At 31.6% G+C, this 26,362-nt stretch carries 31 protein-coding genes and 1 pseudogene; 10 read left to right on the forward strand and 22 right to left on the reverse strand.

Going from position 1 to position 26,362, the window contains the following annotated elements; translation table 11 throughout:
• Position 1 precedes the first annotated feature (1 nt).
• Together dnaN and ABH961_RS08480 are read left to right on the forward strand one after the other, a co-directional pair.
• Positions 2-1,132: a DNA polymerase III subunit beta gene (gene dnaN / locus ABH961_RS08475; protein WP_404519225.1), complete on the forward strand. Its 1,131-nt coding sequence runs from the start codon at positions 2-4 to the stop codon at positions 1,130-1,132.
• Positions 1,133-1,154: 22 nt separating this feature from the next.
• A complete protein-coding gene (locus ABH961_RS08480; protein ID WP_098047648.1) occupies positions 1,155-1,667 on the forward strand; it encodes an NUDIX hydrolase in 513 nt (170 codons plus the stop codon).
• A 122-nt stretch (positions 1,668-1,789) separates the two neighbouring features.
• On the opposite strand, the gene ABH961_RS08485 is transcribed toward ABH961_RS08480, so the two are convergent.
• Positions 1,790-2,752, reverse strand: coding sequence for an MBL fold metallo-hydrolase (locus tag ABH961_RS08485; RefSeq protein WP_098642418.1), 963 nt, complete (start codon positions 2,750-2,752; stop codon positions 1,790-1,792).
• Positions 2,753-3,048: 296 nt separating this feature from the next.
• Between ABH961_RS08485 and ABH961_RS08490 the strand changes: the two genes are divergently transcribed.
• Both ABH961_RS08490 and ABH961_RS08495 read left to right on the forward strand, forming a co-directional pair.
• Complete coding sequence (locus ABH961_RS08490; RefSeq protein ID WP_404519227.1) at positions 3,049-4,044, forward strand: LAGLIDADG family homing endonuclease; 996 nt, start codon at positions 3,049-3,051, stop codon at positions 4,042-4,044.
• A 152-nt stretch (positions 4,045-4,196) separates the two neighbouring features.
• Positions 4,197-4,592 (forward strand): RidA family protein, encoded by a 396-nt coding sequence (locus ABH961_RS08495; protein ID WP_404519228.1) that lies wholly within the window; start codon positions 4,197-4,199, stop codon positions 4,590-4,592.
• A gap of 724 nt (positions 4,593-5,316) precedes the next feature.
• Here the strand turns inward: ABH961_RS08495 and ABH961_RS08500 are convergent.
• The 6 genes from ABH961_RS08500 to ABH961_RS08525 form a co-directional block, all read right to left on the reverse strand.
• On the reverse strand, positions 5,317-6,132 hold the full coding sequence (locus ABH961_RS08500; RefSeq protein ID WP_098642420.1) for a YwqG family protein: 816 nt from the start codon (positions 6,130-6,132) through the stop codon (positions 5,317-5,319).
• Between the two features lie 78 nt (positions 6,133-6,210).
• On the reverse strand, positions 6,211-6,618 hold the full coding sequence (locus ABH961_RS08505; protein ID WP_048547215.1) for a DnaJ family domain-containing protein: 408 nt from the start codon (positions 6,616-6,618) through the stop codon (positions 6,211-6,213).
• A gap of 21 nt (positions 6,619-6,639) precedes the next feature.
• Positions 6,640-7,836: an alpha/beta hydrolase gene (locus ABH961_RS08510; RefSeq protein ID WP_404519230.1), complete on the reverse strand. Its 1,197-nt coding sequence runs from the start codon at positions 7,834-7,836 to the stop codon at positions 6,640-6,642.
• A gap of 94 nt (positions 7,837-7,930) precedes the next feature.
• Positions 7,931-8,296 (reverse strand): hypothetical protein, encoded by a 366-nt coding sequence (locus tag ABH961_RS08515; protein WP_048547218.1) that lies wholly within the window; start codon positions 8,294-8,296, stop codon positions 7,931-7,933.
• A 268-nt stretch (positions 8,297-8,564) separates the two neighbouring features.
• Positions 8,565-8,936 (reverse strand): YxiJ-like family protein, encoded by a 372-nt coding sequence (locus tag ABH961_RS08520; RefSeq protein WP_098633661.1) that lies wholly within the window; start codon positions 8,934-8,936, stop codon positions 8,565-8,567.
• A gap of 12 nt (positions 8,937-8,948) precedes the next feature.
• Entirely contained in the window at positions 8,949-9,800 is an 852-nt protein-coding gene (locus ABH961_RS08525) for a patatin-like phospholipase family protein (protein ID WP_404519232.1), read from the reverse strand.
• Between the two features lie 179 nt (positions 9,801-9,979).
• Between ABH961_RS08525 and ABH961_RS08530 the strand changes: the two genes are divergently transcribed.
• Entirely contained in the window at positions 9,980-10,357 is a 378-nt protein-coding gene (locus tag ABH961_RS08530; RefSeq protein WP_000522465.1) for a PH domain-containing protein, read from the forward strand.
• Between the two features lie 120 nt (positions 10,358-10,477).
• Here the strand turns inward: ABH961_RS08530 and ABH961_RS08535 are convergent.
• From ABH961_RS08535 to ABH961_RS08555, 5 genes and pseudogenes are all read right to left on the reverse strand, one after another.
• Positions 10,478-10,951: pseudogene (locus ABH961_RS08535) on the reverse strand (GNAT family N-acetyltransferase); the annotation flags it as partial.
• A gap of 1 nt (position 10,952) precedes the next feature.
• Positions 10,953-11,474: a YfiT family bacillithiol transferase gene (locus tag ABH961_RS08540; RefSeq protein WP_098077411.1), complete on the reverse strand. Its 522-nt coding sequence runs from the start codon at positions 11,472-11,474 to the stop codon at positions 10,953-10,955.
• 13 nt (positions 11,475-11,487) lie between these two features.
• Positions 11,488-12,018 (reverse strand): GNAT family N-acetyltransferase, encoded by a 531-nt coding sequence (locus ABH961_RS08545; protein ID WP_098642422.1) that lies wholly within the window; start codon positions 12,016-12,018, stop codon positions 11,488-11,490.
• A 63-nt stretch (positions 12,019-12,081) separates the two neighbouring features.
• On the reverse strand, positions 12,082-13,404 hold the full coding sequence (locus tag ABH961_RS08550) for an FAD-dependent oxidoreductase (protein ID WP_098077415.1): 1,323 nt from the start codon (positions 13,402-13,404) through the stop codon (positions 12,082-12,084).
• Between the two features lie 82 nt (positions 13,405-13,486).
• Positions 13,487-14,266 (reverse strand): undecaprenyl-diphosphate phosphatase, encoded by a 780-nt coding sequence (locus ABH961_RS08555; RefSeq protein WP_048547231.1) that lies wholly within the window; start codon positions 14,264-14,266, stop codon positions 13,487-13,489.
• Positions 14,267-14,398: 132 nt separating this feature from the next.
• Here ABH961_RS08555 and ABH961_RS08560 point away from each other — a divergent pair, with 132 nt between their 5' ends.
• The gene (locus tag ABH961_RS08560) at positions 14,399-14,605 is read left to right on the forward strand and encodes a hypothetical protein (RefSeq protein WP_000267713.1); all 207 of its coding nucleotides are present in this window, start codon (positions 14,399-14,401) and stop codon (positions 14,603-14,605) included.
• A gap of 52 nt (positions 14,606-14,657) precedes the next feature.
• Here the strand turns inward: ABH961_RS08560 and ABH961_RS08565 are convergent, their stop codons facing one another.
• The 4 genes from ABH961_RS08565 to ABH961_RS08580 all read right to left on the reverse strand — a co-directional run bounded on the left by ABH961_RS08565 (position 14,658) and on the right by ABH961_RS08580 (position 17,796).
• On the reverse strand, positions 14,658-15,038 hold the full coding sequence (locus ABH961_RS08565; RefSeq protein WP_001048941.1) for a nucleotide excision repair endonuclease: 381 nt from the start codon (positions 15,036-15,038) through the stop codon (positions 14,658-14,660).
• A 77-nt stretch (positions 15,039-15,115) separates the two neighbouring features.
• A complete protein-coding gene (locus ABH961_RS08570) occupies positions 15,116-15,679 on the reverse strand; it encodes a GNAT family N-acetyltransferase (RefSeq protein WP_098077418.1) in 564 nt (187 codons plus the stop codon).
• Between the two features lie 39 nt (positions 15,680-15,718).
• The gene (locus tag ABH961_RS08575) at positions 15,719-16,291 is read right to left on the reverse strand and encodes a YybS family protein (RefSeq protein WP_098077420.1); all 573 of its coding nucleotides are present in this window, start codon (positions 16,289-16,291) and stop codon (positions 15,719-15,721) included.
• A gap of 74 nt (positions 16,292-16,365) precedes the next feature.
• Positions 16,366-17,796 carry a PQQ-dependent sugar dehydrogenase gene (locus ABH961_RS08580; RefSeq protein WP_098077422.1) on the reverse strand — a complete coding sequence of 477 codons (1,431 nt, stop codon included), beginning with the start codon at positions 17,794-17,796 and terminating at the stop codon, positions 16,366-16,368.
• Between the two features lie 201 nt (positions 17,797-17,997).
• On the opposite strand from ABH961_RS08580, the gene ABH961_RS08585 reads away from it, so the two are divergent.
• On the forward strand, positions 17,998-18,255 hold the full coding sequence (locus tag ABH961_RS08585; protein WP_087984460.1) for a hypothetical protein: 258 nt from the start codon (positions 17,998-18,000) through the stop codon (positions 18,253-18,255).
• 48 nt (positions 18,256-18,303) lie between these two features.
• A complete protein-coding gene (locus ABH961_RS08590; RefSeq protein ID WP_098077425.1) occupies positions 18,304-18,753 on the forward strand; it encodes an NUDIX hydrolase in 450 nt (149 codons plus the stop codon).
• Between the two features lie 42 nt (positions 18,754-18,795).
• Here ABH961_RS08590 and ABH961_RS08595 read toward each other — a convergent pair whose 3' ends face one another.
• The 6 genes from ABH961_RS08595 to ABH961_RS08620 form a co-directional block, all read right to left on the reverse strand.
• Positions 18,796-19,911, reverse strand: coding sequence for an NAD(P)/FAD-dependent oxidoreductase (locus ABH961_RS08595; protein WP_098642423.1), 1,116 nt, complete (start codon positions 19,909-19,911; stop codon positions 18,796-18,798).
• A gap of 125 nt (positions 19,912-20,036) precedes the next feature.
• Positions 20,037-20,690: a YdeI/OmpD-associated family protein gene (locus ABH961_RS08600; protein WP_098077432.1), complete on the reverse strand. Its 654-nt coding sequence runs from the start codon at positions 20,688-20,690 to the stop codon at positions 20,037-20,039.
• 152 nt (positions 20,691-20,842) lie between these two features.
• Positions 20,843-21,610, reverse strand: coding sequence for an arylamine N-acetyltransferase family protein (locus ABH961_RS08605; protein WP_098642424.1), 768 nt, complete (start codon positions 21,608-21,610; stop codon positions 20,843-20,845).
• 138 nt (positions 21,611-21,748) lie between these two features.
• A complete protein-coding gene (locus tag ABH961_RS08610; RefSeq protein ID WP_141545784.1) occupies positions 21,749-22,252 on the reverse strand; it encodes a MepB family protein in 504 nt (167 codons plus the stop codon).
• A 108-nt stretch (positions 22,253-22,360) separates the two neighbouring features.
• Positions 22,361-22,729 (reverse strand): DUF4180 domain-containing protein, encoded by a 369-nt coding sequence (locus tag ABH961_RS08615; protein ID WP_098077440.1) that lies wholly within the window; start codon positions 22,727-22,729, stop codon positions 22,361-22,363.
• Positions 22,730-22,931: 202 nt separating this feature from the next.
• Positions 22,932-23,624 carry an HAD family hydrolase gene (locus ABH961_RS08620; protein ID WP_141519980.1) on the reverse strand — a complete coding sequence of 231 codons (693 nt, stop codon included), beginning with the start codon at positions 23,622-23,624 and terminating at the stop codon, positions 22,932-22,934.
• Between the two features lie 446 nt (positions 23,625-24,070).
• Between ABH961_RS08620 and ABH961_RS08625 the strand changes: the two genes are divergently transcribed.
• Positions 24,071-24,736 (forward strand): response regulator transcription factor, encoded by a 666-nt coding sequence (locus tag ABH961_RS08625; RefSeq protein ID WP_000800743.1) that lies wholly within the window; start codon positions 24,071-24,073, stop codon positions 24,734-24,736.
• Positions 24,729-26,201 (forward strand): sensor histidine kinase, encoded by a 1,473-nt coding sequence (locus ABH961_RS08630; protein WP_098077579.1) that lies wholly within the window; start codon positions 24,729-24,731, stop codon positions 26,199-26,201. Before ABH961_RS08625 ends, ABH961_RS08630 begins: the two co-directional genes overlap by 8 nt.
• Positions 26,202-26,362 lie beyond the last annotated feature (161 nt).

Below are 26,362 nucleotides of genomic sequence, written 5' to 3' on the forward strand. Positions count from 1 at the left end.
AATGGAGTTTATCGTTAATCATAAACAGTTCACTCAAGCACTTTCAGAAGTAAGTAAAGCTATATCTACGAAAGCTATAATCCCTATATTATCTGGCATAAAAATAACTGCAGATCAATCTGGAATTACTTTAATCGCAAGTAATTCAAATATTTTCATCGAAAAATTCATCCCTAGTTCCAACGAAGACGACCAAATTACAACTATAGTAAAAGCAGGAACTATAGTTGCACCTGCAAAATATTTTATTGAAATTATAAAGAAAATGCCAAGTGATGTATCAATAAAAAGTAAGGATGAGCAAATCATTGCGATACAGTCAGAAGAAATTACATTAAACTTAAATGGACTTCCAGCATATGAGTTTCCGAATGTACCACTTATAGACGGTCATACCAAAATACAAGTGGAAACAGAACAATTGATTGAAGTGTTTAAACAAACAGCCTTTGCAGTAGCTAAAAATGAATCTAGACCTGTTCTTACCGGTGTTCATTTAGAGTTAGATCATAATAAATTAATTTGCGTAGCAACTGATTCACATAGACTTGCTATACGCGAAACAATGATATCTACAGATGTGAAAGCAAGTTGTATTGTACCAAGTGCAACTATTAGTGAACTGCTAAAATTAATGAGTAGTAATTTGGAATTCGTATATATCTATCTTTCAGAAAGTCACATTATTTTTACATTCGGCACTACTACATTATATTCAAGACTAATTGAAGGGAAATATCCTAATATTTCTAGTTTAATTCCAAATGATTTTCAAACAGTCATTAACATAGATAGAAAAAAGATTTTACAAGGTGTAGATCGATCAAACTTATTAGCAAGTGAATGGGCAAATAACAATGTCAACTTAGAAATCATAAACGAATCCACAATTAAAATTTCTTCTAACGCTTCTCAGATTGGAAAAATATCCGAGACACAACAGATAGATGCGATTCAAGGTGAAAAACAATTAAATATATCTTTCGATGGACGATTTATGATAGATGCTTTAAGGGCGATAAAAGAAGAAACGGTTACGTTAAGCTTCAGCGGTTCTATGAGACCGATATTAATTGAAGCAGGGACACCATCTGCTGCAGTACATCTTATATCTCCAGTAAGAGCTTATTAATAACAAGGGAAGGAATCACATTATGTACAAGCACACTTTATGTTTTATAAAGAGAAATGAAGAGATACTTATGTTAAATAGAGAATATGACCCTGTAAAAGGATTGTGGAACGGGGTAGGTGGAAAGATAGAAAAGGGAGAAACACCTTTAGAAAATGCGATTCGTGAAATAAAAGAAGAGACTAATATAGAAGTTACGCATGAACAAATTCAGTTTAAAGGCATTATTATGTGGGAGGACTCATCTTACTCTGGTGGTATGTATGTTTATTTAGTAGAGCTACATAATGAATTTACATATCACACTCCCAAAAAAGTATCAGAAGGAATTTTAGATTGGAAAGAGATTTCTTGGATTCTAAGTGACTATAATTACGGCGTAGGAGAGATGATACCTAAATTTTTACCGGATTTACTCCACAATGAATTAATATTAGAGCACAATTTTGTTTTATCTAATCATAAATTAATAGATTATAGGAATGCAGAATTGATTAAGCAGAATAGTTCTATAGATAACGTAATTCAATTGTAAAAAGAAGGAATTCACCTCAAAGTAGAGTTTCAGATAGCAAAAAGGCAAACATAGTGAGATAAACTTAAATACGAAAAAAGAGCGAATCACTTATAAGAAGGTTCGCTCTTTTTTATTTAAAATTAAATTTCTCGCCACCATGCTGATGAAGGATAGTCTGTAGATTTTAACGTAATAGATTCACCAATTTGTGGAGTTGCAATATTAACTCCTAAACGCTTTGCTTCTTTCGTAACTCGTTCAATTGGATCACTCCATTCATGTAATGCCAATGTAAAAGCACCCCAATGAATCGGAAGAAGTAGATCTCCTTTCACGTCAATATGAGCTTGAACCGTTTCTTCAGGTAACATATGAATAGCAGACCATCTTGTATCGTATTGCCCGCATTCCATTAAAGTAAGATCGAACGGACCGTATTTATTTCCAATTTCCTTAAAGTGAGGAGCATACCCGCTATCACCACTAAAGAAAACTTTAGTATCTCGACCAAGAATAAGCCATGAACACCATAACGAACAATCTCTATCTGTCATACTCCGTCCAGAGAAATGCCTTGCAGGTGCACAAACTAACTTTATATTATCAAACGCAATTTCGTCCCACCAATTATGCTCACTAATTTTACTAGGTGAAACACCCCATTTCATTAAATATTGCGCAACTCCAGTTGGAACATAAAAGTGCTTTGCACGATCTTTTAACAGCATAATACTCTTGTAATTCAAATGGTCATAGTGATTATGAGAAATGATAATTGCATCAATTTCTTGAAAATCTTCACGTTCTAAAGAAAAAGCACCACTATAACGTTTACTATTAAACAGAGGAAATGGGGAAGAGGCATCTCCAAACATCGGGTCTAATAACAATTTTTTACCTTCAATTTTCAAAAGAGAAGCAGAGTGCCCAAACCATGTCACACCCTCTAAAGACTCATTATTTTTATTCGATAAAACAATAGGTAAATTTTTTACAGGACGCAGCTTTGTTTTCATTTTAAAGTAATCAGTCATTAAACCGATAATATCTTTCGGTTTAAAACTTACATCAGTATGAATTTGATTCATATATTTCTTTTTCATTCGTTCTCCTTTTTACGTTTAACAATATACGTATGTTGTTATTGTAGCTAATTGTAGTTTAAACGAAATTATATTACCTTTCATCTTAAATGCATTACATTTCATAAATTCGTCAAATTCATTATTCTTATATAAAAAATGTAAATTAAACAGCAGCAGATGAAACTAATATGAAGTAAATGTAAATTGTTTTAATTTAGTAAATTCATTTTTATATGCAACAAAGAACATATGTTTCATTGTATGTTATAGAAGAAAGTAAGTCTCTATTTAAGTGTAGGAAGGAGAGGATGTAAGTGCAAATAGAGAGAAAAAAGAAATCAAAATGTAAACTATCAAAATCTGAAATAACGCAGCTATATGCAGAAGGAAAGAGTACCTCAGAAATAGCTACGCTTGCCAATGTGTCTGCTAGGTATATTCGTATGGTTTTAACAGACAATAACGTTCCAAGGCGTGCTATAGGGAGTTGGAAGAGAAAGTATGACATAACAGAAGATTATTTTAAAACGTGGTCAAATAACATGGCTTATATATTAGGGTTTATAGCAGCAGATGGTGTTATACAGAAAGAAAATCAATGTGTCAGTATATCTCAAAAAGAAAATTCCATTTTAGAAGATATAAAACAAGAACTAAACACCAACCAGCCACTATATCAAAACAAAAAAACAGGCGTATATATGCTAAACATAAATAGCAAAACAATAAAAGACGATTTAATGAACATTCACGGAATTAAGCCATGTAAATCTTTTAACATTGTATTTCCTTTTGTACCAGAAGAATATTTACATCACTTTGTTCGTGGGTATTTTGATGGGGATGGTTACGTCAATTATAAAACTTATACAGTTAGTTTCGTAGGTGGATCATATAACTTTATGAACTCTTTACATCAAATTCTTCAAAATCACGATTTACGAGCCGATTTACTAAATCAAAACAAACATTATCGAGTCATTTTATCCGGAAGAAAATCAATACAACTATTTTCAAATTGGATTTATAAAGACAAAGATATTTATTTGCATAGAAAATATGAAGTGTTTCAGAAAGAAAGTCTAAGTTTAGACCAAGTACAAGATCGAAAACTAAAACAAACTCAAACTGCCGTTAAACAAAGAAAACAAAATTTCCTTAAAGAATATGTGAAAAATAAATGCAATGCTAAAACTTGTTCAAATTTAGAAATAAGCGAATCGACTTTTAAACGTTGGTTAAAAAATGATAATCAATTTAAAAGAGAGTATGAAGAGATTAATTTGACAAGTTCCACTAGCGATAACTAAATATAAAACTCTAGAAAACCTTAGTATAGGTATGAAGATAGCTATACTAAGGTTTTTAATTTGAAATCATTAAAGGATTCTTAGTTTTATTTATGGAACATAATAAATACATAGATTTTACAATTAATTTACTAAAAAAGGAGAGAGACACCATGCAAAAGAAATTTATCAATCCAGAAACGATGCCACCAACTTTTGGATACTCGCATGTAGTCGAAATTAGTAACGCAAAACGAACAATTTACATATCTGGACAAGTAGCGATTAACACTGATGGTCAAATAGTTGGCGTTAGTGATTTAGCTACACAAACGCGACAAGTATTCGAAAACATTAAAAGTGCATTAGAAACTTTGGAATTACAATTTAATGATGTAGTAAAATTAACATTTTTCCTAACAGATATTTCTCAAATGGCCATTGTTAGAGATATACGAGATGAATACATTGATACTAAAAATCCACCAGCAAGTTCAGCTGTAGAAGTTAGAAAGTTAATTAACGATAACTTATTAATTGAAATCGAAGCAATTGCTGTAGCAAACTAATTTTAAAAACTTATTATTAATAATTTATCCATGCAATTCGTTTAATGTGTTCAATTAAAACGAATTGCGTTTTTTATTGTCTTAAATATAATTTTTATCTGGAGACATTATCATCAACAACTTATAAAACAACAAAAAAACAAATAACTAAACAATTCATCACACAGAATGATTTAAAAGAAAAAGGGGAGGCTAACCACCAAAACTAACTTATAATAAGTTTATTACTTTTTACTAGTTAACATAATATATATTATAGGCAGTTATAGAAACAAAGTAATATCAGGTATCAAAAACCAAGTAAACTATACTTAATGAGACGAAACGGAGATTTTTAATGAGATTTACATAAAATCGTATGTAAACGAATTTCTACAGTTTTTATCATTCTTTTTGTTATAAATCCATCACAGCAAATTCAAATCAATAATCCATTAAGAATTATCAAATCAAAAATGTTTTTGATCGGCAAGAAATTTTTATACAGAAAAATTATTTCTATACAAAATATAAATTAGTAATTTTATTTTATGTTTTACTTAATGAATTTATTGCTATTTGCACGCGTTTTATAACTTTGTATGATTTGCTGTTATTTACGCTTGACTTTCATTACACTCATCGCTTTTTATTCTAGTTAACATAACGTTTATTTTTAACATAAAAAAATCTCCCTCACCTTTAGGAAGATTTTTTAGATTGCTAGAATTTCATTTATATATTTTTAATAACAATCCCAATTGTAAATAACATTGGAAAAATCTAGATTTATTAAATCATCTTTCTTTATAAAGAAATTAGCAACACCAGAATCTCCCCACATAATATTTAATGAATCATCTGTATCAATTTGCAACAATAACATGTCATGTTGCTGGTATTTTTCTTCCCATTCCCTTGGATCTGTCTGTGTGAAAAATGGATAACCACCAATTTTATGTCCTTGATCTTTACATAAATCACCATACAGTTCGCCTAATTCAGTATGATTTTCTTCATCAACAATTTCTTCCCAATCAATTTCCTCACTAAACATCTTTTCAAATCGATAATCCCTTGATGTTACTGGTTGATAACCTAATTCAAACTTTAATTTCGCTGCTTCAGGAATGATAAAGTCCTCTAATTCTGAAGTGTTTAAATAACTAAAATCAGTAATTACCTTATTTAAATCTTCTATAATTGTCGAATGATACATAATTCGAAAGTCTTTTTGGATTGTTGGATGATCAAAATCTGCTCCGTAAAGTTCATCTTCAGCACTTACGAAAAACTGTAGCATACCCTTTTGAGGCATATATTCAACATGGGGCATTTCTTCAAAGTTTAGCTGCGCAAGTAACATCATAGGTTGTCCATTTGAATCTTTAGGATGCTCTTGATCGATAGGTAAATACGGATAACCACCAAACTTACTCTCAAAAAGCGTTGTCTCTGCTTTCGCTCCAGACACTTTAATATACGGCTTCACACTTTCTTCTAAAATAGTACGATACTGCTCTAGTTCTTTCGGAATTTGAAACTGATACGTATTCTTCATTACATTTGCCTCCCTTTAATAATGAATTGAAAATGCCGTACTTAATTATATAGCAAAAGATAGCTTCATTGAAAATTGTTAAAAATCCGTTTTCACCCTCGTTTTTTGCGCACTTGGTGGACAAAGTAGATTATGTTCTAAAACCTTTTTATTAATAGTTCGAATTAAATCCGCTGCTTCTGTAGTATTTGTATTTTCTTTTAGCTTTTCTTTTAAATCATCAATTTCCTTTGAAAGCTCAATCCACCTAGGTAAAACATGATTATTCTTTAACGTTCTATAAAGTTGCTTTTCAGGATTGTAAGAAAGATCATTATCAAGATTAAGAGGCTTCCCTTTACCGGGTAAATTATCAAAAGACCCTTTCTTTTCTGCTTCTTTCACGATAGAACTAATATGATCCTCATACGTATAAGACCAAACTTTCTCATCTTTTACTAATATCTCTTGCTTTTTTAGTTTTTTATCTAGTTCTTCTTGATTCATAGAATCTCTCCCCTTTATATTTTATAGAAGTGTTTTTGTAGATTTCAATGCTTTCAACCCATCAAATAACTTTTCTCGCCACCAAACACTGTCATGACCGCCTTGAAACTCTTCATAAGTAATTTGGTATCGCTTTTCTTTTAAAGCTTTATACAGGCATCTATTGGCCGTTAAAAGAGGTTTGTTTTCAATTTCTCCTGCTGCAATATAAAAATGAGGTTGAGTCACATTTAGATCTATAGATGAAATTTGATTTTCAATCCAAGGAATTTGATTTTCATAACCATCCTTTTTCCAATGCACGGATCCAGACATTGACAACACGTTTCCGAAAACATGTGGATTTTGAAGCGCTGCATAAAAAGCTGCTAAGCCACCAAGACTGAAACCGGCAATTGTTGTATGTTTCGCTTCTTGATGCACACGATACTTAGCGTGAATCCACGAAAGTAATTCCTCCGTTAAAAATGTATTCATTTTATCGTTATAAGTTAGCTCTTCTAGCCGATCAACAGGATCTATAGCAACAGCAATACAAGATGAGATTTCTTTTGCGTGAATTAAATAATTGAGTGTTTTTGCGATTGAAAGGTTATTAATGAATGAATTTCCATCAAACACAATGAGAAGATCTTGAAGATGTGAAGTGTGCGAATAGTCATGAGGCGTATAAATATGAATTTTACGTGTGTTATTTAAAATCGTACTATGAAAAGAATATGTTTCAATTTTTCCGGATGGATAATGATCTGAAGGAAAACGACTGCTATACTGCACTTCCATCCCTATACTTAACACTGATGCTTTATTAGCACCTTCTCCAAATGTATTTCCATTAAATCGGTCTAGTTCGTACTGTTCACTACGCTTTATCCAATCATTTTCGAAAAAATCGTTTACTGAAAAATAGTAAGTTGAAATAAAACTCTTATCCGTCCTAAACGTTTCATACCATATATCTGTCTGTAACAACCTTTTTAATTGATTTACAGACAGATCCCAACCAGGAAAACTACCGAATACATAAACATTTTCAGTTTTTTGGTCTCCTAACCATATATACGTTATAAGCTTATACTTATTATCTACAGGACATTGTTCTATTAGTGGCGTATTATTCGACTTTATTTCATGTAAAAAAGTATAAAAAGCTGTCTCATTTCCATTCTTTAATTGATTATTAAGCTCCTCTAACTTAGGACTAATTACTGAAGTCACCCATCTTCCTCCTTTGTATTTCTTTTCACTAGATTGCTTTTATAAAAATTAGGATTAGGATGATATGTATTTAGATCAGTTATTTATTAATGAGTTATTTATTAGAAAGTTTATCAATTGCCTGAATAGAAAGTTCCAATGCTTTTATCCGTCTTGTTAAAAGTGTTCTTTGCGGACTACCAACTTTAGACTTATCATAAGCCCTCTCAATTGATGGAAGTAAACCAGCAAGGACATTACGAGCTTCTGCTAACTCTTCTTGACTATACTGGTGACTTTCTTGATTCCAAACGTTTTCTAGTACTGCTAACCCTACACAAACGGCTTTAAGTCGTTTTTTCACTAATGTAGTATTTGCACCTTTTTGAGTCATTTGTGATAGTGCATTTTCAAGTTTACGAATAGTCGATTGTAAAGATGTTATTGATTCTGATTTACCTATATTTGATACGTTTTCCATTTTACTGTTGTTCCTCCTGGCTTAACTTATTTAATACTGGATATAATAAGTACTTGATTTCACTCGAAATATTTTATCATAAATAACAAACGATATTCGAGTTGGACAATCCATTATAGGAAAACAATCGCTAAATGCCTCTCCTCTCTTACTTCATTCTATAACTACTTCTTTCTGCACATTAAAATTCCTATATAAGCAAGGTATAAATATTGTCTTTTTTATGAACAAAAAACGCACAAGCAGCATAACTTATCCGTTTTAATTTTTATTCAGTAAAATAATATAGTAATAGTTTTCGCGCTTTCTCATAATTAATGAAATCTCTATACAAAACGGGATACTTCACAATTTCTGTTTCTATAGAACGATATTGCGTAAACCGTTCAAAAAACGATTTCCTTAACCACTTTATTTGCTGAAACGTAATGTTCTGTTCGTTTCCATTTAGTACAGAACTTAAAGTACCTGCTGTATGCATCCAATAATGATTAAAATCAGCGTTTATACAGTCATCATCTGAAAATTTACTTTTTAAGTCTCGTTGCAATTTTCCTGTAGCACGATACGGAAACGGTTTATGCAGCAGACTATGCATTTTCTGCAATTCATTAAAAATAACCATTTTACCTAATAGCAACTTTCCTCCCCTTTATTTCTCTATCCAACTTAATAATTTTTCATAATGATATTGAGCATCTTTATAGCCAAGATTATATAAAATAACTAGCTTTTCTTTATTTCTTTCTATTCCGTTTATAGGAATTTGTGAGCTAGGCTGAATTACATAAAAATTATCTTTCTGTTCGTTGCCATTCATATAAGTTACGGTTTCATTATAATAACGATAATGTTCTACTAAATGTTCTGCGATTTTCGGATATTTACTATATAAAATTTTAGCCAGACCAGAAAATTTATTCCGCTGTTTCTCATATCCTTCTGGCTTTGTCATAATCACGACGTTCTTTTGATAACCATCAGTTTGGGCTTTTAAAACCGGTATAGGATCTATAATCCCTCCATCTAGCAATTTTCGATTATCGTATTCTACAGCAGGTGCTATAAAGGGGACCGAGCTTGATGCACGAATGATTTTTAAAATATCATTGCCATGTTCTATTTTATTGTAATAAACTGCTTTTCCTAAATTACAATCCGTCGTTCCTATAACAAACTGTTCATTTGAGTTTAAAAAAGTTTGAAAATCAAATGGTACAATTTTATTCGGTACTTCATCAAATAGAAAATCCATTCCAAATAACTCACGTTTTCGAATCAAATTTCGATAAGATATATAACGGTGATCTGATACTAACTCTGTATTTACTTTTTTATTCCTTCCTTTTTGACGTGATAAATAAGTTACGCCCATACATGCACCAGCGGATACGCCAACTACATAAGGAAAGTATAAGTTCTTTTCCATAAAATATTCGAGTACGCCTGCAGTATATAAACCTTTCATTCCTCCACCTTCTAATACTAAACCGATATTTTTCATAGTATATCCCTCTGCTTCTTTTTTCTTACTTATATATTAGCATAAGATATTAAGATGAGATTATATAAAAGGGTTACGACAATAGCCAGAAACTGCTAATGTAATATCATAACTTCACACCGAGTTGCATGGTACAATATAAGTAACACATTCCACAAATAATGGAGGAGGAATTTCCTATGGGTTTATTTAGCGGTATTTTAGGAAATGCATCAAATGCGAGTACAGAAAGTGTAGAACGTGATTTAGAGAAGATTATGTTAGACGATGAGAAAGTTGAACATGCTTATAAATTAATTCGTGATTTAATCGTATTTACAAATCGTCGTCTTATTTTAGTAGATAAACAAGGGATATCAGGTAAAAAAACAGAGTATCATTCTATTCCTTATAAAAGCATTACACAATTTAGCATTGAAACAGCTGGGCATTTTGATTTAGACGCTGAGCTTAAAATTTGGGTATCTAGTTTGAGTACACCAATTACGAAAGAATTTAAAGGTGACGATAGTGTTTTAAGCATTCAAAAAGCGTTAGTAACATATACGACGAAATAATTCTTTTTGTATATTTATTCAGTTATAAAATTACTAACCCGAGTATTTTGGAAGAACATGCATAATTTTTGTATATTTAATCTCAAATAACAGAAAAAGGTAAAGCGTATTTCAAATACTTTACCTTTCTTTTTTGTAATAAATAAGTGTAGTTTTATCATTTAATTTCTTTATTACTTCTGTTCTTTTATACCCCATTTTTTCATATAGAAAACAATTTCTTTCTTCTTCTAAAATTGTAGCAAGTTCAAAGCTCCGTGCTTCTAAAAACATCTCTTCAATTAATTTAAGTACCTTCTGAGCGATTCCTTTCCCTTGATAGTTTGGATGAATGAACATTGGACTAATCCAAAATTTATATGGTATTTCTTTTTTGGAAATGCATATCGCTCCAACAAGGTTAGAATCTATTATCATTTTATAATAGTTACTGCTGGGATTATTTATCCTTAAAATCGTTTTTTCAATAGATTCATTTGCTGGATTTGTTTCATAGTCTTTATATTTATTTAATAAAGGGTTAAACGAGTCTATTTGCATTTGAAATACAGCTGCAGCATCATTTTCTGTCGCCTTCTCTAAAGTAATATCCATGTTACCAATTTAGTCGATTTCTTAATGAAGTTATATGCGCTGTATGATGACGTCCATGCCATGCATATAGTCCAATTGCAGCAGCAAGTTTTGTTTCACCAGTATCTGGATGGTTAAATGTCTTTTCTAGATCTTGTAGTTCTAGAGAATATAAAAGGTTAACCCATCTTTTATGTAACGATTCTAGCATTACTAGTGAAACATCTACTGGTAATTTAGAATCAGGCAGTTCTGCCCACTTCTCTTCTTTATATGGTTTAATAGTAGGATTCTTTTCTGTTAGTGCTAATTTAAAGCGTATGTAGCTATTCATATGGCTATCAACAACGTGATGAACTACTTGACGAACCGTCCATCCACCAACTCGATATGGTGTGTCTAACTGCTTCTGATCTAAATCTTTAATTGCTTTTGCTAGTTCATTAGGTAAATCTTCAATTTCCTGAATCCATGTATCAATCATTTCTTCAGTTATAGGACGTTTGTATGTAAATTGCCCAATTGGATAACGTAAATCATTCATGTATAAGTCCCCCTTAATATAAGCGCGAAGTATTTCTCCATATATAATGTACAAAATTCACATGTTCTCCATTTAATTCTACAGAATTTGTATCTGCTTCGTCTTGATAAGAAGAAAACCCGCTTTTTTCTAATACGATTTGTGATGCGAGATTATTAGTAGTCGTTTTAGCATGAATCTCATTAATTTTATTACTTTTCGCTACGTCTAAAACTAATTTTACAGCTGTTGTTGCAACTCCTTTTTTAGTAAACTTTTCTCCGACTCGATATCCTAGCGAACTGCTTCGAGTTTCTGTATCAATAGCTACTAAATTTATTCGTCCTACAATTTCTTTTTCTTCATTACGAATTAAATAAAAATAAGAATCTCCATCCGCCTGTTCTATTAATAAATCGTCTAGTAGTTTTTGGAAATATTCAAAATCGAAATATTGCGAGCCACGATTTGGTACCATTCTTTCAAAAAAAGATTTATTCATAAGTTCAAACGTAAATAAATCTTTAGCATCGTGTTTCTTTAATTGTTCTATGTATATTTTCATTTCGATTACTCCTTCTATATTTACTAACTGTTATATATTCTTTTTCAATCAATTAATTTCCTTCTATTTCTTTCGCTTCAGTAATACAGCAAATAGCACTTTGGGATGAAATAGGTGCAATGGACTACGAATTAAATTCATCACTCTTACTAATCGAATATAAACGTCAGAGTCAGTTGCAGATAGTTCATATATTTGTTTCGTATACCATAGCTGAAATTTTTGCTTTATCGATAATTTTCTTGTTAGCTGAGGATGACGTGATATTTCCGTTGTAGTCATTTCCCAAGGAGTTTGTATGATATGAGCGGTCTTTTTATAAAATCGCTGTGTAAATGTTTTATCAAGCTTTTGTCTCTTTTGCAAAAGTAACTGCAATTGGTGAGCTTCCATAGCTGCAACTGAAACACCTTGCCCAAAAACAGGATCAAAACGACAATGTGCATCCCCAACTACTAACAACCCTTCTGGTAAATGATTAACTAAATCAAATCGCCGACGTACTTGATAAGGAATTTTGTAAGTTTTGATATGTGAAATTGCCTCAGCTTTATTTAGAAAATCTGTCACATTAGAAATTGATAGGTTTTCAGCAAAATCATAAAACTCATCATCTGTTTGTGGTGCTTTCTCATTTGCATATCCGCTGAAAGTAACAAAATAGCGATTATCCTCAATCGTTTGAATAAGAACACCATACGGATTGTCAGGGAAACTTGGAGACATTAGCATATTACAACAGTCTAATTTCTCATTTTCATTGAGTTTAAACATTCTAGTTGCGTAAAACAAATCAATGCGCACTTTCTCTTCTTGCACTTCAATATTGTATTCACGTAACCACGCTATACTTTTTGAACCGAATCCACTTGCATCAACCACAATATCTGCTTGAATTTCTTCTTGTGTGTCAGTCTCTAAACATTTTGCTTTTACTCCACATACTTTGTTAAGTTTTCCATCTATTAATAACCCTTCAATCAATGTCTCATATTTAATAGTAATATTAGAAACCTGATTTATTCGTTTTTGAATATGCCATTCAAGCAAAAATCTACTTTGTTGAATCATATGTACTTCTCCTGTGAATGGTTGTTTCCATAAACCAAATTGATGCCATTTTAAATCACGAGTAAAGTTATTTACGATACTACCTGCTTCAATTAGTTCATTAGTGATAGTAGGAAACAATTCTTCAATAGCTCTTTCTCCACCTTTTAATAACACATGAGGATGATTACTTTGTGGAACTCTTTTTCTTGAAGATATTCCATCCCATCTTTCACCGGCTTCTATAATGATTACTTCTTTAAAAGCAGTTGATAATGCTTTTGCTACGAGTTTTCCTGCGATACTGCCGCCAATAACGATAGCTTTATTAAACATATTTTCCCCCTTAATAAAAAGAGATCCTGTCTTTTATGAATGAAACAGGATCTTAAACTAATTAACTTCTTTACCATTATAATTAAAATACATGAGTATATTGCAACGTTAAAATTAAAATGCCTAATCCCCATACGTAATACGCGAATACTTTTAAGGAGTGACGTTTTAAATATTGAATCATCCATGAAACGGCTATATAACCGAAAAACGCTGCTGATAATGTGCCGACGATTAAAGATGTACTAGAAATAGATTCTGCTTTCCCTTGATAAACATCTGCTAATTGCAAAATGATAGCTCCGACAATGGCTGGCGTTGATAATAAAAAAGAAAAGTAAGCAGCAGTTTCGCGGTCTAACTTCCTCCATAATGCAGCAACAATTGTCATACCAGAACGAGAAATTGCTGGGAAAATAGCAGCCGCTTGAAATGAACCAATGATAAATGCATCTTTATATGTAATGTCGTCCATTTTTTTACGACCATTCTTTTGTTTATCGGCCATATATAGAAAGAATCCTGTCACTAAAAACTCCCATCCAATCGTAATACCTGTTTTTGAAATATCCTCAAAAAAGTCTTTAAATAACAATCCGATTACAACTGCGGGTATCGTCCCGACAATAAGTAGTAGCATTAGTTTCGAAAATGGATTTTTAATTAAATATATAAATTCTTTTTTGTAATAAATAAACACTGCAAGTAAAGTTCCAATATGGAGCATCGTATCTAAAAATAATCCCGCTTCATCTAGTTGAAACAAATGCCTCCCTAAATAAAGATGACCTGTACTACTTATCGGTAAAAACTCTGTTAAACCTTGTATGATCCCTAATATAAAAGCTTCTAACCAATTCATGATGGTCCCCTTTCTCGTTTGCTTGTACCAATATATGAAGGTTAAATTTTCGATATGAAAAAAACTATATTTCTCTATGAATTTACTTTTATTTTATAGATATATATGTAAAAAGAGATAAGGAGGGTTACTATGTGGCAACATACGAAATTCGGTAATGTATTACTGTGGGCAGGACCTATCCTTGTGTTTATAGGGTTATGTATGACAAATGTTATTTCTGATATTCCTTTCTTTGAGGGAAAACATAAATCAATTGGCATTGTACTTATATGTATAGGTGTATGCTGTTTTATTGTTGCTAATCATTTAAAAAAAGGAGAAAAATATGAGGACTAAATTTAAATAAAAAACAATCCCAGTATATGCGCTAGGATTGTTTTTTTATTACTTATTTATAGAATACTTTATCAACGTTATATTTTGCTTTATATTCATTAATAATGTAAGTTTCGTAAATTTCTCTTTCTGTTGGATCTTCTACGATACATGCATCAATGCGGTATACTTCATCACGGTGATTTTTAATTGGTGAAACATTGTCTTCAAAATGCTTCTTAATACGTTGTCTAATTTTACGAGCTTTACCTACGAAAAGAAGTTCGTCATTAATATTGTAAAACATAAAAATGCCGCCTTTATCTCTAGGAAACAAGTGGAAATCGATAAATCCATTAATTGGAGTAATTATTGGCTCGTCTCCTTTAATAACTTGTTTACGTTCAGTAATTGAAACATCAGCTTCAGGAATATTAATTTTAATCAAGTTCATTCACGTCCTCTTTTATTATAAAGATAAATAATAGCATACATATGTAAGAAAAGCTACGTTCAGAGGCATATTTCATTTTATAATTCAAATATTATAGGAGTATCATGTAAACTCTTCTTCCAAATCATATGATCGCTTGATTCTCCCCAATACTCTTTCAGTACATAACTAGGTTCTCCAAACTTCTTCGTCCATATACTTTGCGCTTTTTTGTATCCACTATCTAAACAGTATTCTGTTATTCCTCTGCTAAGTAACGTAATATACATTGCATGTAGCAATAAATTGCCTATGCCATTTCGTTGATATTCAGGTAGTACAAATACAGTTCCTATTTCATATAAATCTTTAAACACACCACCTGTACAACTATTAATCAATGTACTCGCTGGGCCGATTTCAATTGTTCCAATGATTTTATCGTTACTTATATCAATTGCTAATAAAAAGTAACGACTTTCTCCATTACTCTCCAAATCATTTTTCAAATATTGTTTTTTCGTGTTAATTTCATTTTTTATGTCATCTAATAATTGTGATAACCCTTCATTTTTAAATGTATCAGTAATAACAAGACGAAAAAACATATTCAGTTCATCTACATCATCCGAATTTGGTCTTCTAATTTTAACGTTATACACGACTTGAATCTCCAATCTTTAAAAATATATGAGAAATTGTTAAGACCATGCTTTATATACTCTATTCAACATTATTTTACAAATGCCTGCATAGATCCAGCAGTATAGAAAGCTCAGAATAAATATTAATAGAATAATTTTTATATCCAAAGTTGTATGAACAGTAGGACCTAATACAGGAAATCGAAAGATATCAAGTACAATCATAATACCTAGAAGTAGACATATTGCTGAAAAGGAAACAATCCAAATCCTTCTCTTGAATTGTATAAAGGATACTCCTAACGCTATACCTAATAAACCTGTAGTAAAAGGAAAGACAATTAGTTCGCTTGGCTCAATAATAAATAATAGGAGAATAGTAAGAATGTAAGAAAGTATTCCCGTGCGAGTAGAATAACAAATAGCGAAAAATATAGGCAGCGTCGCAAAAGGACTAATAAATAAGCCTATACCAGGGATTAGGTTCCCGGCAGATTGAAAAATAGCAGCAAGTGAACCGAGTAACGCTGTAATGACTAACCTCTTTGCTGGCGTCATCTTTCTTTTATGAACAAAATTCGCATCATGCGCGATCATCGGTTGATACCAATAGTTTCTAAATTGATTCATCAAAATCCCCCTAAAGATATCTAATTATACAGTGGACGATTATATAATGAATAATTCCGAGAGTGTCTATCATATTAAGGAACGATTTCAAAAATAGTACCTTTGTTCAAATCAGTTACTTTCATAGAACCGTAAACTCCTAAATATAATCTAGTTTGATCCAAATTTGTTCCTAAACTCATAAAATAAGCTGCCTGCTCACCGAAATCATAATGGGTTTCAATAACATGAAAGTCAGTATGTTTACCATGCGTACCAGCTCTAGAATAAGCTAACGCACCTTTTACTGAAGACTGCGATTTTTCTTTTTTAGCAAGATCAGTAAACACAATACTACCAGTCAGACCAGGAATTGCAGTTCCCATATACGGTTGAACGCCAGTAAGTGAAGTTCCGTCAAATTTATCCGGTCTGGAATCTTTATGATAATAACTTATTAGAGGTTGAATACGATTTACTGATGTTACTATTGTTTCATTATAATAAGCCGTTATCCTTTCATCTAAAGTTGGATTCTCAGAACAGTGCCTTATAAAAGAAGTAGGTAATTCCCCTTCCCATCCTCTCCACCCAAAATTAATAAATCCATATTGATCAGGAGTATCTCTCATTAAATGGATTTGAACGATTTCGGTAACTGGTATTGATTTATATAGAACAAAAGAAAAAATAGACTCTACAATATCTTGTCCGACGTTACCGGCATATTTGATATATTGATTATGCAACCTTTGGAATGAAATACCTGTTATATTACGTACGCCTTTTGCAATTACTGTAAGTGTTTCTTGTATAGATAAAGGAAGTTCATTAAAGCGTGTAACTACTGGAGGATTGGTTATGAATGTATCTCTACTTACATCGATTTCAATTATTTTACCCGCTATTTCTAAATCATCCTGGCTCAAATTAAACGGATCATAGCCAGAACCACCATCTCCATTAGTAAAAACAAGTTTTCCAGTCTCAGGTGAAAAGTTTAAGCTATTTACGCCGTTATGATTAAAAAATGGCCGTTTTATATTAAGTAATGTTCTTCGCTTTTGAGGTTGGCCATTTGATTGTAAAACCCATTCTTCAACTGTATCAATATGATCATATTGAGTATCTCTATTTGTCCACTTTAAATTTAAAGTTTTCGGGTCACAAGGATTCGGTTTAAATTGTTCTGAAAGCGAACCTGGTCCTTGAGTTCCAGCCATTGAATAATGAAGGTAAAATAAGCCGTTATGATTAAATTGTGGATGGAACGCTAGTCCCAGCAAACCGCGTTCATCATAACCGCTACTAGAAACACCTTCTTCAAATGTACCTAATTTAATAATTCGGTGACGAATATTTAAAAATGTCTTTATAGCTCCGTCTCCTATGTAAAAAACCTCTCCTAATTGAGTTGCGATAAATAGTCTTTCGATCGATTCACCTGGAAGTATAGCTGTTTTCAATACAGTCGGTAAATTTACTTTATGAACGATGGGTCGTAAACGAACCTTAACTTTTGTCAATTAACTTTACACTCCTTGTTATTCTTTTTAATAGAAGAATATGATGAGAGTAGTTAAATTAGTATCAAAACTATAGACGTAAAAGTGTGATATCCCTGTTTGTACAAGTCTGTTTTCTACTTAGCATCAATTAACTTACATTCCTTTTTATTACATTTTTGATATAATATAAGTATAAAATATAAATTAGGGGGATAATTCATGGCAATCTTACTACAAATCATCGTACCACTTATATGTGCAATATACTTATTTACCCTCTATCGTAATAGTACTATTGGAAAAGCTGCTTTCCTCTTAGCAGTCGTTATTGGGATTTTCGGTTTAGAAAATATTTTTCAATATGCTAGTTTAACAGACCATACTGTTTATCCGTATTGGGGGAGTTTGAAGGCTGTAATCTTTATTTTATCAGTGGTGTTTTTATTCAAAAGAACCCCTACTCCATATAATAATTAACAATTATTCATGTTTATTTAAAGCTGATTTTCAGAAAGGGGTTATGCAATGAGAGCACCATATCAAGTATTAATATTTCCTTATATAATAATTGGAGATTCTATTCAATACGCTATTTTTAACCGAAGTGATTATGGTTATTGGCAAGGAATAGCTGGTGGTGGAGAAGATGGTGAAACTCCTATTGAATCAGCAAAACGAGAAGCGTTTGAAGAGGCTGGTATTATAAAAGAATGTCCCTATATAAAATTAGATTCGGTTTCTTCACTACCTGTAGAGGATGTAGTCGGAGGATTTCTTTGGGGAGAAGATGTTTATGTAATAAAAGAATTTTCTTTTGGAGTTAAAGTTTCTACAAAAAATATTTCATTATCTAAAGAACACTCCAATTATAAATGGTTATGCTTTGAGGATGCAGTAATGCTTTTGAAATGGGATAGTAACAAAACAGCATTGTGGGAATTAAACAAAAGGTTATCAAAGCAGTTAAAGAATTAGCTATAAATAAAAAAGATTAGGAGCGAATCCTAATCTTTTTTATTATTCAATTGCACCAGCAACGTCATAATCATTTAAATCTAATTCAATTGGTTGTCCGAGTGCTAATTTAGCAAGTTCTGAACCTAAATATGGACCAGCTGTTAAACCTGAAGCTCCTAATCCGTTTGCAACAAGAATACCGTCGAAGTTAGGAAGTGGTCCGATAACAGGTAAGAATCCTGGTGTAAATGGTCTAAACCCAACTCTCGTTTCAAGCATAGTACCATCTTCTAAACCAGGTGCAACTGCTAATGCTTTATGGAATACTTCATGTAAACCACCAGCCGTAACACGATGATCGAAGCCAGTTTCATTTTCATGAGTAGCACCAATTACGACATGACCATTGTCAAACGTTAAAATGTATTGATCGTTTGGCGGCATAACAACTGGCATATTTTCGGTTGCTGTATTTTCCGTTTGCAAATGAACAATTTGTCCTTTTTGGAACGTAACTAAGAAATTGATTCCTAATGGATTCAAGATTTCATTCGCCCATGCCCCTGCAGTTACAATTACCTTTTCTGCTACCATTGTTTCGTCATTTACTTTAACTCCAATAATATCATTACCTTCACGGACTAATACTGCGTCTCCTTTTATAAAAGTTGCGCCATGTTTTTTTGCAGCACTTATTAATGCGTTACGTAATGATCTTCCGTTTACTCGTGCAGCGCCACTAATATGAACAGAACTATATTCTTCTGATAATGCTGGGAATATTTTTTTCGTTTCTTCAGCTGATAAACGCGTAATTTCACCAATCTCGGGTGCATCTTCACGTCGTTTATAAGCGCGCTCTTCCATTTTATCTAACTTTTTCTCATCAGTATGTAAACTAATTGCACCTACACGTTTGTATCCTGTATCCGTTTCACCGTCTGCCTCTAATTGTTGGATTAACGAAGAATAGTAACGTGCACCGCATTTAGCGATTTTATACCACGCTTTATTACGACGCTGTGAAAGCCATGGACATACAATACCGGCTGCTGCATCCGTTGCTTGACCTACTTGTTGACGATCCACGATAGTAACGTTCGCGCCAACCTTAGCAAGATGGTAAGCAGTAGACGCTCCTAAAATTCCCGCTCCAACTACAATATACGATTTCATTTCAAACACCTTTTCTCTTTTACTAATTATATAAATATAAGAACATCCCTTAGTATAATGGAAGGAATACTTTTTTCAATGTACTCATCGCAATTAATTGTTGCATCATTGTGACTTTCCTAATCTTATTTTTTCTTTTTGCGGAATAAATCAATTGTTTTATATCCTTGTGAAAGAATTTCAATCATTTTCTCAAGACGTTTTTCACGTGTTTTTTCTTGTTTTACAGAAAAAAGATTACGTGCCCAATCTTTTTTGTATCCAGGTGTTAAACTTTGATAAAACTTAAGTTCATTTGGATAATTAGCCAATAAAGCTTCAACATCTTGAATTCGATCTGCATAATCAGCTACACATTGGCTCATTGCAGGCGTTTTCGTCGCTTTTTTCTTCTCACGCTTTAAACCTACAACAGTAAAGATGTCATCCATACTTACCATTCGCGCAAATTTAATATCGCTTTCTCCCACATATCCATCTTCTCCAACGTTTAATGCTGGAAACATCTCATCACGGTGAATAAACGTACTGTAGCGAGAATTACCTTTTTTCGGATATGCGAAGAATATGTATCCTTTTTCAATTAATAATTCTTCATTACTAATAATATAATTCGTTTGTTTCACCATTTCATCCAATGTTTCTACAAAAATAAAAATGGCATCGTGTTCTTTTGAAAATACAGTTTCTTTTCCTGTAAAAACTTCGTAATCACTTGGCTCGTTAATAACAACCATATTCGTATACTTATTAAGTTTCAATTTATCGATAATTGACATGAAGATCTTCCTTTACATTCAAAATTCATTGTTATACTTTTTCATACTGTTCTAGTGTATTATATCTATTAAGAAAATCAAACTTTAATAGTTGTTTTAAATTAAAATTAATAAAATAGCCGGTTCTGAACAAGAACCGGCTATTTGTTTTATCATAACTCAATAGCAAATAAAGTATATAAAAGCTCTCTATATTGATCTTCTGTAATTTCACGTTTCGTTTTTTCACCATGAACTATTTCAGTGAAACTAGTATTGGTTAAAGAGACATGGCCAGATTCCGTCAATTTGACTGCAATTGGTCCTTTATTGAAAATAGATTTCTCATCTTCTACTACTCTTTTTTGAACATCATTCACTACTGCCTCACCAATGATACGATTATAAAAAGCATGACATACTTTCCACTCACCGTTCGTATCTTTTCTTTCTAGAACGTAATTCCCTTTACTCGTATCTTTTCGTCTCACTCGATACGTACCATTTTTAGAAGAAACAGACTCACCAGTAAAAGGTACAGGGACTAGAGGTACTAATGAAGCAATACCTACATCAATTACGTATCGTACGTTATCATAATTTAGAATAATCGTTATATGCCCATCCTCGAGTGCCCAAGCGTTTATATCATTTTTATATACGGTACCTAATGCGAGTTGTACATTATAACCACAATCTTTTAAAAAGTAGTAAAAAAGAGTATTTAATTCATAACAAAGTCCACCGCGGGATCTAGTTAAAATTTTATCCTGTAAATTTTCCATAGTAATTGCATTCGTATTACGTGCTATTACATCTAAATTCTCAAATGGTATAGTGTGTGCAAATGCAAAGAGAATTGTATTTAATTCCTCAAATTTCACTTCAGTACGCTTTGCAAGATTCAATCTTGTAAAAAGCTTATGTTGTAGACTTGTCATAGTCAGCACCCCTTAAAATGTATAAGTTAAAATAGTATATGCTGATTGTAAATTTAAAGGGGTACTGAAACAATGTACATTTCGTTTAACTGTACCGGTACAAAAAGTCTAACCAACAAGATTACTTAAGATAAGAAGCTACGAATACAAATTTAATAGTTTGTCTATAGGTAAATTATTATGATCGCTTAAATCAACAAAATATTGAAGTTGCCACATTTGGCTCTTTTTAGCTTGGTTGCTAACAGGGGTATCCCAAATCGGATAAATCCTCATAGCCATCTTGCCTTTTTGCTTTTGTGTTCTCAAGATTTTTTCCTTAAGAAGAATCTCTTTAGGGAAGATAAATTGTCCTAGTTTATTATCATCTATACAAGTGATAACTAATAAGTCAGGAGCAGCGTCATAAGAAAACGCTTGATTCTGCATATTGTCATCTTTCTCCCAAAAAGAAACAAATTGACCAATTTTATTAGGAGTAATTTTGGATTTTCTAAAACGAATGGTTTTGTTATTTAAGTGAAATAAATATCCCGCATATTCTGCGTTTTGCTGTTCTTCTTTTAGATTCGTGATTATTAATTCGTTAGGTTTGTAAATTATATTGTTTAAGTTTTGTATCGTATCATTATAACTGTTCAAGAAAACTCCCCCTTTATTCATTTCTTAGTTTAACACAAACATCAGTTCTTATACGTTATAAATAATAAGCGATGTGAAAAAGAGGGGGATTTTACTGGGGTATTGTTATTACTTTAATGTACTTAGTTTTTCAATTGCTTGTTGTTCAGTTGCTAAGTAAAAAATATCTTTACCTTTATTACATTCATAAATAAAACCCTTTAAGCTTTTACTAGTATACATAGAGAAATCTCCAACAATAGCAATCTTTACTCTGTAATTTATAAACTTTTGAAGAATATCGCCTGCAAGACGTGTTTTTAGATCAAAGAAATCTTCACTTATTAAAGATTTATGGATAATAATATGCTTCGCATCTACCTCATATTGAACAGTTGCCATAGTATCTAATGCAGATTGAACATCGGATATTAATACCTTATCATTTCTAATGACTGCAATATTGATTCCATCGATTACTACTTTCTTTATTTCCATAGTCTCACCCCTTTATAATTTACACAGTATGAATAAAATTGTTTTACAAAACTTCGTATTAATCATAGATTAAATTAGCCGTAGCTATTAAAATCGCCTCTATTTTTTTATTGTAAATATATTTTTTTATTACTAATACGGTCAATGAAATTAATGATAGTTTCTCTTTTTTATATTTTCGAATATATATATGAAATTACTTTTACTTGTTATAAAAATATCGTGGAGTAACATAACTTAACAAACTATCCAAAGTGTTAATCTCGGCATATGGTTGTATTTTGGTAGTATTCTTGATTTTCTGAGGGTTAAACCACACGCCTTTTATATTTGCATTTTGAGGACCAGCAATATCCTTTTCTAAGTCATCCCCAATAAATAATACATCATCTGGTTGCACATTAAGCTTGTTTAATGTTAGTTCGAATATACGCTTATCAGGTTTACTAAACCCCACTTCTTCAGAAATAATAATTGTTTCAAAGTAATTATTTAAATTTGTGTTAATTATTTTAGCCGTTTGCCTCTGCGTTGATCCATTTGTTATAATTCCAACTTTTAAGTGCTTCTTTATGTGATTTAAGAAATGGATAGTGTTTTGGTCTATCGAAAAACATTTAGGGAAATTTTCATTCCAAAAATCTTGGATATAATTGCGTGGCAATCTATATTCCGGTGCAAATTCATCAAATAATGATTCTAAAACTATCGTTTTATCACTATTGCCGTATTCTCTTTTATCGTATTCTTTGAATTTCAATAACATATTGTTTTTGATCGTATCACTAACATCCTCATAACACTTTTCTAAAACTAATAAAAACAATTTATCTACTGCCTTATCCCTATCAAGTAACGTATCATCTAAATCAAACAGCATCGCTTTATAACCCATCAAATAATTTCACAACCTTTCTCACATGATTTAATAATCCCTTGTTCGCACCTTAGGCCTTTACTAAATTAGCAAAAAAACTAAAAATTTTGTGGCATACGCTCTAGAATTTCGCTGGCTTCTTTTATATTTAAATTCATCTCCCTTTCCCTTTCTAGTAAAGTATCGAAAGTATATTTTCAAACAGCTAAAAAAACTACATACATTTTACATTATTATACATTAGTTTTTTGTAAATATTAATCGTTCAGCTTTTTATATGATAAGTTTTTTCAAGCACACAAATATTTCTCCATAAAAAAGGAATATGGGTAATAATACTTTTTTATGGAGAATACACAATCTTGAAAATGGAGTTAATACGTTAAACGTCCTATGAAGTTTCCTACTGTATCTCCACATAAACTACAGATAGTACGGCTATAATGACTACCAGAGGTGATATTATGAAAAACTATCATATCCTCGTGGTTGAGGACGATCAAGAAATTCAGGAATTAATTAAACAATTTTTAATGACACAACAGTATACAGTGGTAGTTGCTTCAGATGGACTAGAGGGTATGACACAATTTAATAAGCAATCCTTTGATTTAGTTCTTCTAGATGTAATGATGCCCAATCTTAATGGATTTGAAGTTGCTAAAATGATTCGAAGTCAGTCAAACATACCAATTATTATGCTAACTGCGTTAGAAGAAGAGGAAGATCAAATGAAAGGGTTCGATCTTGGGATTGATGATTATATAACAAAACCCTTTTCGTTTCATGTTTTGATTAGACGAGTCGAAGCTGTACTTAGAAGAAGTTATGATAAAAATGTAAATAATTATTTGGTATTTAAAGAAGTGCGCATTGATGTTGATGCATATAGAGTATATGTAAATGATGTTGAAATTTTGTTAACGACAAAAGAGTTCGAAATTCTACAACTACTATTTCAAAATGAGAGAAAAGTACTTACAAGAGAAAATATCGTAGAAAAGGTTTGGGGATACGATTATTTTGGAGAAACACGAATAATAGATACACATATTAAAAACCTACGTAAAAAACTAGCTATCCCCTATATTAAAACAATAAAGGGGATTGGTTATAAAATTGATGAATAAAATTTTAAAAGTTATGAAGATGAAGCAAATTACTTATAAACTCTTTATGACTACATCTCTCATTTTGTTATCCTTTGCAGTGTTAATTTATTTAACTTTATATTTCTTTCTCCCTACGTTTTATGAGCAATACAAAACAGATCAACTTCAAACAGGGATAAAAGAAATAATTGATAAGTCCAAAAATCTTACGTTTCAAGATGCGATACCACTTTTTGATGAATACGCAAAAAAAAATAACGCGATGCTTTCGCTTCAAAATAAAGAAGGAATAATTATTTACTCGCCTTCATTTTCTTTTATTCAAAGTGGTACACAAACAACAGTAGTTACTAAAGCAGCAAGATTTGAGAATGCAGGTACCATTAGCAATTCATATAATGTTACGGAGCCAATTCAATTCCAAGATGGTAGTTTAACGCTTGTAGTGTTCGCAACATTTCAACCGATTGATGAAGCTTCGCAAGTATTAGTGCGCTTTCTCCCCTATATTAGTATCATTGTGATCGTAATTGGTATAGGGAGTGCTTATTTCTATTCCAGGTTTATTACAAAGCCACTTATTTATATTAACGAGGGTGCACAAAATATGGCAAATTTAGATTTCTCCGAAAAAATTGAGGTTCGCTCTACAGATGAGTTAGGAGAATTATCTAATAGTTTGAATGACATGTCTATTAACTTACAACAAGCTATGTTTGATTTAAAAAAAGCAAATGAACAATTAAAAAATGATATTGAAAAAGAAAGAGAAATAGAAACAAAACGCAGAGAGTTTTTTGCGATTGTAGCACATGAATTAAAGTCCCCTCTTACTGTAATGAAAGGATACTTAGAAGGGATGATATACAATATTGGCCCTTATCAAAATCGTGATCAATATTTAAAGAAAAATCATCAAATTATTGAAAGTATGGAACAATTAGTTCGTGAAATTTTAAGTATGTCAAAGTTAGAACAACATACATTTAAACTAAAAATAGAAGAAGTTAATCTTTCAAAGTTAATAGGTACAATCACAAAAGATCTCGAATTTTTCGCTTCTCAAAAAAGCATCCAAATAATAAAAGAAATTGACTCTGACCTTTCTGTTTATACAGATCGTGTACTTTTTGAAAAAGCATGTAAAAATATTATCCATAATGCAGTTATGTATTCACCATATAATGAAAAAGTCTATATAAAGTTAAGTAAGGATTCTAAACAAGATCAAATTAAAATGCAAATTATAAATACAGGTATCAATATTAAAGATGAAGATATACAACAAATTTTCAAACCATTTTATCGAATTGAAAAATCAAGGAATCGAAATACTGGCGGAAGTGGTTTGGGGCTATATATTGTTAAACAAATTCTTGAAACGCTAAATATAAAGTATTCTATAAAAAATATGGAACATAGTGTGCAATTTTGCATGAACATTCCTTTATCTAAACAACAAACAAACAAACTCCCCTCTTAGTAGGACGAGTTTGTTTGTTTTTGTAGCAAGTATAATCTTATTAGGAATCAATAAGGGGGACTTTTCGTTTTTTAAGCTCTTTATTTCTACCATCCAACTTTATTAAGTGGAGTTTGCGATGCTTAAAAACAAAGTTAATAGATATGTTAAAAACCTTAATC

The sequence above is a fragment of the Bacillus sp. RC251 genome (genome assembly GCF_044908765.1).
Taxonomy (GTDB): domain Bacteria; phylum Bacillota; class Bacilli; order Bacillales; family Bacillaceae_G; genus Bacillus_A; species Bacillus_A wiedmannii.